The organism is Inquilinus limosus (assembly GCF_051487185.1).
GTDB classification, from domain to species: Bacteria; Pseudomonadota; Alphaproteobacteria; order DSM-16000; family Inquilinaceae; genus Inquilinus; species Inquilinus limosus_F.
In genome coordinates this window covers 72,030-86,062 of the sequence record NZ_JAHVDK010000022.1, presented here as the reverse complement: position 1 = coordinate 86,062, position 14,033 = coordinate 72,030, and the positions used below count along the sequence as shown (strand labels likewise).

Annotated in this window: 11 protein-coding genes; 10 read left to right on the top strand and 1 reads right to left on the bottom strand. The window is 68.4% G+C overall.

The genetic code is table 11. From position 1 onward, the window contains the following. Positions 1-29 precede the first annotated feature (29 nt). Positions 30-1,958: an ABC transporter substrate-binding protein gene (locus tag KXR53_RS23585; protein ID WP_437377726.1), complete on the bottom strand. Its 1,929-nt coding sequence runs from the start codon at positions 1,956-1,958 to the stop codon at positions 30-32. 240 nt (positions 1,959-2,198) lie between these two features. Between KXR53_RS23585 and KXR53_RS23580 the strand changes: the two genes are divergently transcribed. The 10 genes from KXR53_RS23580 to KXR53_RS23535 all read left to right on the top strand — a co-directional run bounded on the left by KXR53_RS23580 (position 2,199) and on the right by KXR53_RS23535 (position 14,022). Continuing rightward, positions 2,199-3,212 carry a LacI family DNA-binding transcriptional regulator gene (locus tag KXR53_RS23580; RefSeq protein ID WP_437377725.1) on the top strand — a complete coding sequence of 338 codons (1,014 nt, stop codon included), beginning with the start codon at positions 2,199-2,201 and terminating at the stop codon, positions 3,210-3,212. Positions 3,213-3,679: 467 nt separating this feature from the next. Continuing rightward, the gene (locus KXR53_RS23575) at positions 3,680-5,263 is read left to right on the top strand and encodes a phage tail sheath family protein (RefSeq protein ID WP_437377724.1); all 1,584 of its coding nucleotides are present in this window, start codon (positions 3,680-3,682) and stop codon (positions 5,261-5,263) included. Between the two features lie 12 nt (positions 5,264-5,275). Next, a complete protein-coding gene (locus KXR53_RS23570; RefSeq protein ID WP_437377723.1) occupies positions 5,276-5,800 on the top strand; it encodes a phage tail protein in 525 nt (174 codons plus the stop codon). Between the two features lie 24 nt (positions 5,801-5,824). Beyond that, the gene (locus tag KXR53_RS23565; RefSeq protein ID WP_437377722.1) at positions 5,825-6,559 is read left to right on the top strand and encodes a hypothetical protein; all 735 of its coding nucleotides are present in this window, start codon (positions 5,825-5,827) and stop codon (positions 6,557-6,559) included. Next, entirely contained in the window at positions 6,544-7,392 is an 849-nt protein-coding gene (locus tag KXR53_RS23560; protein ID WP_437377721.1) for a hypothetical protein, read from the top strand. Before KXR53_RS23565 ends, KXR53_RS23560 begins: the two co-directional genes overlap by 16 nt. Before the next feature lie 3 nt (positions 7,393-7,395). Further along, the gene (locus tag KXR53_RS23555; protein ID WP_437377720.1) at positions 7,396-8,625 is read left to right on the top strand and encodes a DUF4255 domain-containing protein; all 1,230 of its coding nucleotides are present in this window, start codon (positions 7,396-7,398) and stop codon (positions 8,623-8,625) included. Then, entirely contained in the window at positions 8,622-10,739 is a 2,118-nt protein-coding gene (locus KXR53_RS23550; protein WP_437377719.1) for an ATP-binding protein, read from the top strand. Before KXR53_RS23555 ends, KXR53_RS23550 begins: the two co-directional genes overlap by 4 nt. Beyond that, positions 10,736-11,032, top strand: a complete 297-nt coding sequence (locus KXR53_RS23545) for a hypothetical protein (protein WP_437377718.1) — start codon at positions 10,736-10,738, stop codon at positions 11,030-11,032. The genes KXR53_RS23550 and KXR53_RS23545 overlap by 4 nt, the downstream gene beginning before the upstream one ends. 39 nt (positions 11,033-11,071) lie before the next feature. Further along, complete coding sequence (locus tag KXR53_RS23540) at positions 11,072-12,217, top strand: eCIS core domain-containing protein (protein ID WP_437377717.1); 1,146 nt, start codon at positions 11,072-11,074, stop codon at positions 12,215-12,217. Continuing rightward, positions 12,214-14,022: an eCIS core domain-containing protein gene (locus KXR53_RS23535; RefSeq protein ID WP_437377716.1), complete on the top strand. Its 1,809-nt coding sequence runs from the start codon at positions 12,214-12,216 to the stop codon at positions 14,020-14,022. Before KXR53_RS23540 ends, KXR53_RS23535 begins: the two co-directional genes overlap by 4 nt. The last annotated feature ends 11 nt before the right edge of the window (positions 14,023-14,033 follow it).

Here is a 14,033-nt window from a genome sequence, read left to right as displayed (position 1 = left end):
TGTTGTCGATCGAGGGGAGCCGGGGCCGATCAGGCCTTGAAGAACTGCTCCGGCCGGGCCGGGCCGGGGGTCGGCCAGCCGAAGGAGTTCGGCATCGTCTTCGGCACGTTGACCATGGTGGTCTTGACGATGCCGTAGCCGTCCGGCGGCAGGCTGACGCCGAAGGTCATGAACAGATCCGCCGCATTCTCCAGGATCTGCCGCATCAGCGTCTTCTGCTGCTCGGGATCGGCGGTGGCGAGCAGCTTCCGGTAGAGGTCCTGCTGCGCCTTCACCTGCGGCGGCGGCTCGATCGCGTCCGGATTCTTCGGATCGAGATAGTAGAGCGACCAGCCGGGGGCATAGAGCGAGTTGGTCGGGAAGGGCACGAAGTACCGCGCATCGAGCATGGCGGCGACGCCGCTGTTCGCCCCGAACTGATGCGCCGTCGCGTCGAAGTCGCGCCCGCGGCGGACCCGCGTCTCCCAGAGGGAGCGGTCCATGCTGCGCACCTGCGCATCGATGCCCACGGCCCGGAACATCGGAACCGCCAGCTGGAACATGTCGAGGAAGGTGGTGCGGGTCTGGTCGAGCTCGAAGATGATCGTCACCCGCCGGCCGTTCTCGTCGAGCCGGTAGCCGTCCCCGTCCTTGTCGGGGATGATCTTGTCCAGCATCGCATTGGCGGTGTCCGGATCATATTGCGTGAAATCCTTCGCCAGCCGCTCGACATAGAGCGGATCCTCAGGCCGGATCGAGGCCTGCGCCGGCTCGCCCTGCCCCACGAACACCGCATCGATCAGCGCCTGCCGGTCGACGGCGATCGAGAGCGCCTGGCGGAACTCCTTGGTGTTGAACAGCTTGTTCTTGACCGGGTCGGTGTGGTTGAGGTTGAGCTGGAAGACCATCACATTGGCGGCGGTCTCCTTCAGCGTGTAGAAGCCGTAGCCGCCCTTCTCCTGGCCATCGAACAGGACCGGCTTGTTCGCCGGGGTGGCGATGTACTGGTCCATCATGTCGATCTCGCCCTGCAGCACCTTCAGCAGCAGGACTTCGGGATCGGCCACCATCTGGTAGACGATGCGGTCGAAATAGGGGAGCTGCGTGCCCTCCGGATCGACCTTGAAGTAATAGGGGTTGCGGACCGCCAGCGCCTGTTCGGTGTTCTGCCCGGGCGCCACCGTGAACATCCAGGCGTTGAGCGTCGGCCGGCTGGGGTTCTGGAAGAAGGTGTTGTCGTCGACGAAACCGATCTCGCGCTGGAACAGCGCGATCCAGCTCTCCAGCCCCCGCTCTTTGGCCAGCTTGTCGGCGTCCGGGTTGTATCGGATGTGGAATTGCTGGAGATAGTGCTTCGGTGCGCGCGTCAGCTGGTCCTGCTGCGCCCAGGCGAGGTTCTGCACGAAGAATCCATTCGGCGACGGGAAGACGACCTTGAACGTCGTCTCATCGATCACTTCGATCCGGGCGGGCTTGCCATTGGCGTACCACCAGGTGTTGCCGCCGGTATTGGTGTCCTTGTCGGTGAAGAAGGCGTCGTACCAGAACTGCACATCCTCGGTCGTGAAGGGGTGTCCGTCCGACCATTTGTGGCCCTTGCGCAGGCGGAAGGTGTATTCGGTGGCGTCGGCATTGACGTCCCAGGACTCGGCCACGTTCTCGATCAGCCCCGACCAGTCCGGGTTGAAGCGGACGAGCGGCTCGTACCCCTGATACCGCACCACCATGGAGAGCGACCCGCCGCCCACCAGCGCGTGCTTCCAGTCGCCACCCTGCTGACCCGGGCGCTCGAAAGGGGTGATGACCAGCGGGTTTGCCGGCAGTCGCTGCGCGACGGGAGGCAGCGTGCCGGCATCGACCTGCCCCTTCAGAAAGGCGGATTCCTTGAGATCCGCGGCACGGACGAATCTGGGCAGTGCGAGCGATCCGGCGACAGCAGAACTGGCGGCGATGAAAGCCCTGCGGCTCAACCTCACCATCTCGATGTCTCCTCCCCGTCCGGCCGGTTATGATTGGCCGTGACAGGTTGAAGGCTTGCATGTGCCGTTTTGTTAGGTAAAGCGTTATGTTCCAGAAATTTTGGAACCGTGCGCCCGGCATTCATGCTCGGATACGGATGGCCTTTCCTGCCTGCGAAGGAATCACAGAGGCCGGCGCAAAACTTTTTGTAGCGTTATGCGCCGGTGCTAGAAGGGACCGGCTGAGAACAAGGATCAGCAATGGCCAAGGTCACATTGGCGATCATCGCCCAGCGCACGGGCCTGTCGAAATTCGCCGTGTCGCGCTCCCTGTCCGGCAAGAGCGGAGTGTCCGAGGAGACGCGCCGTCGCGTGCAGGAGGTGGCTGCCGAGCTCGGCTACACGCGCCCGAGCCCTGAGCCGGAGCCGCTCACCCTGGGCGTGATCTTCCACGACACCGATCTGATCAACAGCGAGCTTCACCTGCTGATCCAGAATGGCGCCCAGTCCGAGGCGCAAAGGCTGGGCTACCGCCTCAACATGCGCTGGACCCACCAGGCCGATGAAATCGAGGCCTTCGTGCGCTCCTGCGCCGGCGCGGTTCTCGTCGGGCCGCATGGCCGCGACAGCCTTGCCCGCGCCTATGCGCTCGGCAGGCCGATCGTGCGCCAGGGCTGGCTCGAGCCGCTCGAGCAGGCGGACCATGTCGGCGGCACCGATCACGAGGCGGGCTCCGCCGTCGCCAACTATCTCCTGGCCCTCGGACACCGCCGCATCGCCTATGTCCACGGGACACCCGGCTACCGCGGCCGTGTCGAGCGTTTCTATGGCTTGCGGGAGGTCCTGGAGAAACACGACGACGTGGAGTTCCGCGAGATGAAGTTCGATGCGGAGACGCGCTTCACCGAGCATCTGCGCGCCGCGCATGCGGAGGGCTTTCGCCCCACCGCCTTCTTCTGCGCCCATGACGGGCTGGCGCTGACGGTGATGTCCGAACTTCTGCGGCTCGGCTACCGCATTCCGGAAGACGCATCGATCGTGGGCTTCGGCGACTACTCCGCCGCGACCCAGATCTCGCCGCAGCTGACCACCGTCAAGGTCTTCGGCCAGCAGATGGGGGCCGCCTGCGTGCGCCTGCTCGACGACCGGATCAACGGACGCATTCCGCCCGACATCTCCCTGCGCGTGCACATCACGAGCCGAATCATCGAGCGCGCCTCCTGCGGTCCGACGAAAACGCCGGAGATCGCAGCCCCCGCGGTGTCGGCCGACTGAGAGCGCCTGGAAAGCCCCGCATCCCCCATTTAGGGGATGCGCTGGCCGAGGCGGCCTGCGACACTCATCGACCAAGGATCTGTGAATACAGGGTTTGGACGATTTCTCGATACAGCCGCGGTTCGCCTCGGGTTCTTTTGTCTAGAACGGAGAAGCCATATGAACCGGCACACTGCTCTGACTGGACGAGAATACAAGCCGTTGCTCGACCGGCGCGATAGTCTCACTTCAAAGCGCAGTGACAGAGCAGATTAGAATATAATTTTAGACAATTGCCTTATTTCGTTAGCCATATATATTTACCAATTGACGTAGCTTCCTATTCTGAGCTAATATAAACGCTAGTATTCAAAGTAATCTTAATCCCAATCATCGGCCATAGGAATAGCTGGGGCGATAGCGTCCTTCAATTTGATGTAACAGGCGGCCGCTGCAACCGACGGACAACCCGTTGAGGGAGGGGCAATATGCCGACCGTGGTCAGTTATCCCGGCGTATATGTCGAAGAGATTTCAAGCGGCGTACGCACCATCACAGGCGTCGCCACATCGATCACCGCCTTCATCGGACGAACGCGCCGCGGGCCACCCAACGACCCGGTCCGGGTGCAGAGCTTCGCCGAGTTCGAGCGGAGCTTCGGCGGCCTCTGGTCGGAATCGACCCTCGGCTATGCCGTCGCCCAGTTCTTCCAGAACGGCGGCGGCGATGCGCTGATCGTCCGCGTTGCCGGCAGCGGCGGAAAGGCGTCGGAAGCCTCGGTCAGCAAATTGATTCCCGGCGCGGCGGACTCGCCGGCGACGGGCACCCTGACGCTGGTCGCGGCCAGCGCCGGCACCTGGGGCGACTCCCTGCGGGCGCGCATCGAGCCGGTCTCCGGCGCCGACGACACGGTCTTCAATCTCACCGTCCTCGACGGCCAGACCGGCACAACCGAACAGTTCCTCAACCTCTCGACGGACGCGGCCTCACCGCGACACGTGAAGACCGTCCTCGAGCAGGGCTCGAACCTGGTGCGTGTCGAGGGGACCGTGCCGGACAAGCTGAAATTGGTGGCCGGAGAGGTCAAGGACACCGACCCCACGAAGCCGGCCATTCTCGATCCCAAGCTCTCGGCGGAATTCAAGAGCGGCGCGGATGGTGGCGACATCACCGACAACGACATCTCGAAACCCGATCTCGAGGCGAAGAAGGAGGGGATCTGGGCGCTGGAGAAGGCGGATCTCTTCAACCTGCTCTGCATCCCGCCGCTCCAGCCCGACACCGATCTCAAGCCGGAGACGCGCGACGCCGCGGCCGCCTATTGCAAGAAGCGGCGGGCGCTGTTCATCGTCGATCCGCTGATCGCCTGGGACAGCCACGCCAAGGCGATCAAGGGCGCCGAGTCCGGCTTCATGACGCGCAGCTCCTACGCCGCCCTGTTCTTTCCGTTCCTCCGGGCGCCCGACCCGGAGAAGAAGGGGCAGATCGCGCCCTTCGCCCCCTGCGGGGCGGTCGCCGGCATCTTCGCCCGCACCGATGCGGCGCGCGGCGTGTGGAAGGCGCCGGCCGGCCTGGAGGCGACGATCAGCGGAGCCTCCGGCCTGACCGTGAAGCTGACCGACGGCGAGAACGGCCAGCTCAACCCGCTCGCGATCAACTGCCTGCGCAGCTTCCCGAATTTCGGCACGGTCGTCTGGGGCTCGCGCACCCTCGACGGGGCCGATCAGCTGGCGTCGGAGTGGAAATACATCCCGGTCCGGCGCTTGGCGCTGTTCATCGAGGAAAGCCTCTATCGCGGCACCCAATGGGTCGTCTTCGAACCCAATGACGAGCCGCTATGGGCGCAGATCCGGCTCAATCTCGGCGCTTTCATGCACAACCTGTTCCGCCAGGGCGCCTTCCAGGGAAAGACGCCGGCGGAGGCCTACTTCGTCAAATGCGACAAGGACACGACGACCCAGAACGACATCAATCTCGGCATCGTCAACATCGTCGTCGGCTTCGCGCCGCTGAAGCCCGCCGAGTTCGTCATCATCAAGATCCAGCAGATCGCCGGCGAGATCGCGACGTAACGGGAGGGGATCATGGCTCAGTTCAGCGTCAATGCTCAGCGCTTCGATCCCTACAAGAACTTCAAGTTCCGCGTGAAGTGGGACGGGAAGTACGTCGCAGGGGTGAGCAAGGTCGGCATGCTGAAGCGCACGACCGAGGTCGTGAAGCACCGCGAAGGCGGCGACCCGTCGAGCAGCCGCAAGTCGCCCGGCCGCAGCGAGTTCGATGCGATCACGCTCGAGCGCGGCGTCACCCATGACCTCGAATTCGAGGCCTGGGCCAGCAAGGTGTGGCGGATCGGGGCCGGACTCGGTGCCGAGGTGTCGCTCAAGGATTTCCGCAAGGACATCCTGATCGAGGTGTACAACGAGGCCGGCCAGGTCGCCCTCACCTATAAGGTCTACCGGTGCTGGGTGTCCGAGTACCAGGCGCTGCCCGATCTCGACGCCAACGCCAACGCCGTCGCCATCCAGCACATCAAGCTGGAGAACGAGGGCTGGGAGCGCGACGTCGCCGTGCCCGAGCCGGAAGAGCCCACGCTCGCCGCCACAGGGTAAGCACAAAGCCACAGGGCGACACCCATGCGCAGTCCCGGCAGTGACGAGCTCCTGGCGCTCTGGGAGCGCGGGCTCGGCGAGACATCCGTCGCGCGCGGCCTGGCTCTCCTCGAGCTCGTCCACCCCGATATGGATGCCGACACAGCCGCCGATCTCAGCATCGGCGTGCGCGACGGCCTGCTTCTCGACCTGCGCGAGCTGCTGTTCGGGCGGACGATCACAGGGCTCGTCGAGTGCCCCGCCTGCGGCGACACGCTGGAGACCGAGATGGCGACCGGCCAGCTTCGCGCAGCGCCGGCCCGCGCGCCCCTGGAGATCAGCCGGGGGGACTACGCGCTGAGCCTCCGCCTGCTCAACAGCCGCGACCAGATAGCGGCGGAGCGCGCCACACCGGAGGAGCGCTGGCGCCTGCTGCTCGACCGCTGCGTCGCCTCGGCCAGCCGGTCCGGCGAGCCGACGGCGGTCACGCAGTTGCCGGCCGAGGTGATCGCGGCGGTGGAGGACCGCATTGCGGAGCTCGACCCCCAGGCCGATGTCCAGCTCGCCCTGTCCTGCCCGGCCTGTGGCCATCAGTGGCAGGCCGCCTTCGACATCCTGCCCTTCCTGTGGGCCGAGCTCAGCGAATGGGCGGCGCGGACCCTGCGCGACGTTCACCGGCTCGCCTCGGCCTATGGCTGGAGCGAGCGCGACATCCTCGCGCTCAGCCCGATCCGGCGGCGCCACTATCTCGGGATGCTCGAAGCATGGCCGGCTTCCTGACCCGCATCGCCGCACGGCTCGGCCGACCGGAAGGGCAGCTCCGGCCGAGAACCCTCTCGCTGTTCGAGCCGGTGGCCACGGCCGCAGCCGATCTGGTGGAGAGGCCGCTGCAGGAGAGCTCTGGCGAACGCGTGGACGAGGTCGATGCTCAGGCCATCGAGGTGCCGCCGGCGACGGCGGAACCGGAGTCGCCCAGGAAGCGGCGGACCGGAGCGCGAAGCGTCGCGCCGGGCCCGGCCGTTCCGGACCGCCACGCCGACCCACAGCCGGAAATGGCGGACATCCCTTCGGCGGCGCGAGGCGCCTCCATCGCTCCACGCCGACCGGCGCCGCCCGCTGCCGAGCCGGTGGACGGCTTCGCGGCGACACGGGATGCGCCCGCCCCGACGGCGAGGGAACCCGGCCGCGCGATCCGGCCGGCGGGGATCGCGGCGAGGCCTCGCACCCTGCGCATCGAGGAGACAGCGGAAGCGGACATGGTCGAGCGGATGGAGGAGCGACCGGCCGCGGGCCGGCGCGGCCCCGCACCGCCCCTGCCCCAGTCGATCGGCATAGACGCGGCGACGCAGCATGATCGCAGGGAGATGCCGGCGGTGACGGCCCGGCCCGCGCCGGCCGCGAGCGGGATCCTGCAGGCGCCGGCGGCAGCGCGCATCGTGCCCGCCCTCCTGCCTCCGCCCCAGCGCGCGCAGCGGAGCGAGCCGGCGATTCACGTCACCATCGGCAGGGTCGAGGTCAAGGCCGTGGCCACACCGTCGTCCGACGCGGCGCGCCCCGAACGCCCGTCGCCGGTGATGAGCCTCGACGAATATCTGCGAAACAGGGCGAGGTGAGCCGTGAGCAACACCGATGCCATCGCGGCGGTCACGGCGACGCTCCAGTCGATCCTGTTCCAGGGCCTGAAGGATGGGTTCAGCGGGATCGACGTCACGATGCGCCCGCTCGACAAGGCTCGGCCGGACAACGAGACGAACAACCGCGTCAACCTCTTCCTCTACCAGGTCGTGCGCAGCGCCGCCTGGGTCAATGCCGACATGCCGCGCCAGGTGCTGCCGGGTGAGATCAGCCACCCGCCGCTGCCGCTCAATCTGTTCTACCTGGTCACCGCCTATGGCGAGGGCAACGACGCCACCAAGCCGTCGGGCCACAGGCTGCTGGGCGCCGCGATGAGCATCCTCCACGACCATCCGATCCTGGGCGCGGAGGAGATTCGCTTGGCCACCCAGGGCCCGCTGCCGGACGCCGATCTCGACCGCCAGATCGAGCGCGTGCGGCTGACCCCACACCCGATCTCGCTCGACGAGCTGTCGAAGCTGTGGACCGGCTTCTCCGCGCCCTACCGGCTTTCCGCCGCCTATCAGGCCTCGGTCGTGCTGATCGAGAGCCGGCGTCCGACGCGGTCCGGCCTGCCGGTCCTCGCCCGCGGCCAGGGCGATTCCGGCATCACCGCGCAGGGCGACCTGTCGCCGCCGCTGCCGACGCTCGATGCGGTGACCCCGCCGGGAAACCAGCCCTCCGCCCGCCTCGGCGAGGAGATCCTGCTCAGCGGCGTCCATCTCGACGGCACGAGCGTCGCCGTGCGCTTCGAGCATCCGCTGCTGCCGGCGCCGATCCTGCTGCCGCCCGCCGCCGGCGGCACCGCGACCGAGCTGAAGGTCGCGATTCCAAACCAGCCCGCCGGCTGGCCGGCCGGCTTCTACAGGGTGAGCGTGGTGGTGACCCGCGCCGGCGAGACCTTCGAGCGGATCACCAATCAGCTGCCGCTGGCGCTGGCGCCCGGCGCGACGATCGCGGTGGCGGGAACGGCCCCCGGACCGGTGACCCTGACGGCGACCTGCGCGCCCGAGATCCGGCCCGGGCAACGGGCGACGCTGCTGCTCGGGTCGAGCGAGATCGCCGCGGCCCCGCATCCGACACAGACGGACACGCTGACATTCACCATCGACGAGGCCGTCGCCGGAACCCGCCGTTACCGACTCAGGGTCGACGGGGTCGACAGCCGCCTGGTCGACCGCTCGGTCACCCCGCCGGTCTTCGACGAGACGCAGAAGGTCGTGATCCCATGAGCGACGCAGCGGCCTGGCAGGAGGAGAACACCCGGGCGCTGTCGGCAGCGGTCGGCTGGATCCGCGATCTGCTGCAGCGTCGCGCCGAGGGCGACGCGGCGCCAGAGGTCGCGGCCGAGCCCGCCCGGCCGGCCGAGCGCCAGAGCTGGTTCAAGCGCCGCGGCAGGCCGCAGAGCTATCTCGAGGCCGGTCCGGCCGGACCGCGCCTGCTCACCGCGGCCGCCGGGTCGCAGGCGGGGACGGCGTCGGAGCAGCCGCCGTCCGACGCGGCCCTGCCGCCCCCCGCCTTCGCAACCCTCCGCGACCGGCTCGGCCTCACGCCGTTCGAGCTGAACATCCTCCTGCTCTGCGCAGCAATGGAGCTGGATACGTCGATCGCCGGCCTCTGCGCCCGCGTGCAGCACGACCCGGAGCGCGCCTATCCGACCTTCGCGCTGGCGCTCTCGATCTTCGACGAGCCGGCCTGGGAAGCGCTCTCGCCCGAGCGCCCGCTCCGCTACTGGCACCTGGTCGAGATCAGCCAGCCGGGGGGCACGCCGCTCACTGTCAGCCGGCTGCGCGCCGACGAATGGATCGTCAATTACCTGAAGGGCCTGTCCTATCTCGACGACCGGCTGACGCCGCTGCTGATGCCGCTGGCGACGGCAGGGGCCGATCTCGAGCTGCCGCCGTCGCAGGCCCGGATCGCCGAGGGGATCCTCGAACGCCTGCAGCGGGCGACGCCGGGCCGGAGCCTGCCGCCGGTCCAGCTTCTCGGCGCGGACGCGGCGAGCAAGCGCCTTCTGGCCGGCGCAGCCTGCCGCGCGCTGCACGTGCATCCGTACCGGATCCACGCAAGCGCGCTGCCCTCCAGCCCGGCCGATCTCGAGACCTTCACGCGGCTCTGGCGCCGGGCGGGGCGGCTCCTGCCGCTGGCCCTCTATGTGGAGACCGACGGGTTCGACCAGGCGGGCCAGCGAGGGGCGGCCGCGACCACCCTCCTGCGCTTCCTCGGGCGCGCTGACGCCCTGGTCTTCGTCGACGCGGGCGAGCCCTGGCACGGGCTTCCGGACGGAAGCCTGTCCGTCGATGTCGCGAAGCCGACGCCGGCCGAACAGAAGGCGGCCTGGACGGCGGCGCTCGGCGCCGAGGCCGGCGACAGCCCCGCGCGCCTCGCCGGCCAGTTCAGCCTGAACATCGACACGATCCGCGAGATCGCCGAGGAGAGTCGCGGCCCGGACGCGGCCGACGCGATCGACCACGACCGGCTGTGGCACGCCGTCCTCGCCCGCACGCGCCCGACGCTGGAAGCCATGGCCGAGCGCATCGTGCCCAAGGCCACCTGGGACGACATCGTCCTTCCCGACCCCGAGAAGGCGCTGCTGCGCCAGGTCGCCGACCAGGTGGCGCAGCGCAACCGGGTCTATCAGGACTGGGGGTTCGCGCAGAAGATGAGCCGCGGCTTCGGCATCAGCGCGCTGTTCGCAGGCGAGAGCGGAACCGGCAAGACCATGGCCGCCGAGGTCGTCGCCAATCACCTTCGGCTCGATCTCTATCGCATCGATCTCTCCGCCGTCGTCAGCAAGTATATCGGCGAGACGGAGAAGAATCTGCGCCGGCTGTTCGACGCCGCCGAGGCCGGCGGCATGATCCTGTTCTTCGACGAGGCGGACGCCCTGTTCGGCAAGCGCAGCGAGGTGAAGGACAGCCACGACCGCTACGCCAACATCGAGGTCAACTATCTGCTGCAGCGGATGGAGTCCTTCGGCGGGCTCGCGATCCTCGCCAGCAACATGAAAAACGCGCTCGACGGCGCCTTTCTGCGCCGCCTGCGCTTCATCGTGAACTTCCCGTTCCCGGGCGCGGCCGAGCGGCGCGCGATCTGGCAGAAGGCTTTCCCCGCCGCGACGCCGACCAGCGGCCTCGACTTCGACCGCCTCGCCCGGCTCGACCTCGCCGGCGGGCACATCGCCTCGATCGCGCTCAATGCCGCCTTCGTCGCGGCGCAGGCGAATGGCGAGGTGACGATGCCGATCGTCCTCGACGCCGCGCGCAACGAGCTGCGCAAGATCGAGCGGCCGATCCACGAGCCGGACTTCCGCTGGCCGCCCCCCGTTCCCGCGAGGGTCGCATGAGGATCGAGCTGCATATCGAGCGCCTGGTGCTCGACGGCCTTCCCGTCACGGCCGCCGAGGGGCCGCGGGTTCGCGCGGCGGTCGAGGCCGAGCTGGCGCGGCTGCTCGCGGCGGGCGGCCTCGGCCGCGATCTGGCCGCTGGCGGCGCACTGCCCCGCCTGTCCGCGCCGCCGATCCACCTCGGCCGCGGCGAAAGACCCGACGCCATCGGCCGCGCGGTGGCACGGTCGGTCCATGCCGGGATCGAGGAGCCTCGCACCGTCATGGGCTCGGGGCACAGGGGCAGGCCATGACCGGCGCGCCATCGCAGATCCCGGAGCGGAGGTGAGGACATGAGCGGCACGCATGATCGGCCCCACTCGCACACCTCGGCCACCGACGCGGCCGACAGTTGGTCGCCCCCCGGCCACCGTCCCGCCGCCCAGCGGCACGGCGGACCGCGGGCTGCACTAGGCGCGGTCGAGGCTACGCCAGCATCGCCGGGCCAATCTCTCGATGCCTCGACGCGCGTCTTCATGGAGCCCCGCTTCGGCCGCGACTTCAGCCATGTCCGTGTCCACACCGACCAGAGCGCAGGCATCTCGGCCCGGGCGATCGACGCCCAGGCCTACACGGTAGGGCGCGACATCGTCTTCGGCCCCGGCCGCTACCGACCGGACACGCTGGACGGCCGGACGCTGATCGCCCATGAGCTGACGCATGTCGTGCAGCAGGGCCGGAGCGGACCGAGCCTGCAGACCTACCGCGTCGGCGCGGCCGACACGGCCGCGGAGCGGGAAGCCGGCGAGGTCTCGCAGCTGGTCGGCGCCGGCGCGGCCGCCCCGCCCATCGGCCGGAGCGCGGATCGCGGCACGATCCAGCGGGCCACCGGCGGCGCGATCGGCGGCGGTGTGGCCGGCGCCGCGTTCGGGGCCGGGATCGGCGCCAGCGCCGGATGGGTCGGTGCGCTGGTCGGCGGCGTGCTCGGCGGCATCATCGGCATGGTAGCCGGCGACGTCGCCACCTCCGAAGCCCGCCCGCTCAATGCCACCGAGCAGACCGAGGCCAAGCTGGTCTTCGGCACGAGCCTCAACTTCTCCACCGCCAAGGTCTCCGACTCCGCCCCGGTGATGACCATCGGGGGCTACGCCCGCACGCCCTTCGACACGGCCTATCTGCCGCGAGGCTACCTGTCGAAGCCGCTGGCCGAGTACATGCCGCTGCTGATCCATGAGCTGACCCATGCCTGGCAGACCCAGCACGGCATCTCGGTCGTCCGCAAGACCGTGACCGCAATGCGCGGCTCGCGCGCTTATGACTATGGCGGGGAGGCCGCCCTGCAGGCCGCCCACGCCGCGGGCAAGAAGTTCACGGATTTCAACACCGAACAGCAGGCCAGCATCTGCGGGGATTTCTATGAAACGCTCAAGGCGGGGAGAGACGTCTCCGCCTATCTGCCCTTCATCGAGCAGGTAAAACGCGGCGGGCGGGTGCCATGAAGAGATCGGCTGCCGCACTGACGCACGCCAATTCTGCAGGGCTCCAGACGAGCGCACATCGCTCCGCAGGCCTGTTGCAGCGCCAATGCTCCTGCGGCCAGCATACGATTGCCGGCGGCGAGTGCGCGAACTGCGCCAAGCAGGAACACGCCGCACTGCGGCGGCTGAACGCCGGCAGCGGAACGCCGCGAAACGTGCCTTCGATCGTGCACCGGGTGCTCGGCACGGCCGGTCAGCCTCTGCCGCACCGCGCACGCCGCGACATGGAGATGCGCTTCAAGCACGACTTCAGCGACGTGCAGATTCATCTCGACAGCTTCGCCGCCCAGTCGGCGCACGCTGTCGACGCCCATGCCTACACCGTCGGACGGCACATCGTCTTCGGCAGCGGCGGATTCGACCTCGAGCGCCCCGTCGGCCGGGCTGTCCTTGCGCATGAACTCGCCCATGTCGCGCAGAACGGCAGCGGGAGCATCACACCGGATCTGCGGATCGATCCACCCGACAGCCGGTCGGAAGCCGAGGCCGATCGGGCCGGCCGCATCGCGGCGGCGGACGCGCAGGCCGGCTCGTCCGGTGCCCTGGTCTCGCCGGGTCATCGAGCCGGCCTGCTGAGCCGGCTGAGCACCGGCGCAGGGATCGGCATCGCGATCGGTGCCATTGCCGGCGCCGCGATCATTGGCGGTCTGATTGCCGCCCTGGTGTCGGGAAACCGGCGCCTGATGCATTGGGAAACCAAGGCTCCGGACGCCGAACTCGTCGACGACCCGAGCACGTTGCCCCCGACATCCACGGTGCTGCTCCCGCAGAACACGCGGCTGGTCATCATCGACGAAGGCATCGGCCGGCCCTTCAACGCCGGCGGCCAGCAATGGGTCAGGGTGCGGGTCACGGTCGGCCCGTTCCTCAATCGCGTCGGCTGGATCCGTCGCGGCCAGCTGGAAAGCAGGCCGGAGACCGAGGAGGTCTCGCCCGAGCAGGCGAACGAGATCTTCGCCGCCCTGTCGCAGGCCTCGATCCTTACGACGACAGGGTCGGCCCGCATCCCGTTCCACCATGCGCCGGACGGCTGCTACGCGCGCGCACACCGGATGGAGGAGCTGCTCACGGAGATGGGCTACGCCTCGGAGAAGGTCTTCGCGCTGGCGGGCAGGAGCCCGCTTCTCGCGCCAACTGACTACGCCAGGAACAGAGACAACACCGAGGACGCAGGGAACGCGGTCAGGACCGGCCCTCCGGACCAAATTTGGGCTTGGCACGTCGCGCCGATCATCAAGGTCCGGGACCCGGTGCGCGGCCTGATCGAGACCGTCATCGATCCCTCCCTTGCCGACGGCCCCATATCCTTGGCCCAGTGGGAGGATCGGATGGGCGGCAGCCGAACCTTCACGCGGCTGTCGCTGGCGCAGCTTCAGGACGCGATGCGCGAAGAAGGAGGCAGCGTCTTCGGCGCGGCCAGGCGTCACGACCGCGTCGCGGTGACGGCCCCGCGCTACACCTACAACCCGACAGATCTCGATCCGGACGAGGAAACCCGCGCGGACGCCGAAGCCACGGATTCCAGCTACCGCGAACGCATCACCGGCTATGTCAACCTGATCCCGGCCTTCGAACTTGCCGCCTTCATCCGCCGGCAGCTGAGACGTGCCGTGATCGATGTCGTCGCGATCGTCTCGGCTCTGCGCAGCGCCACGGCCACGGCACGCCAGAACCTGAAGAATCAGTTCAAGCATCTGCTCGCCCGGCTCAAGGCTCGTGTGACACCCGCCCAATCAAGCCAGATCGACTCGGCCCTCGAACAATGACGACGAAAGAA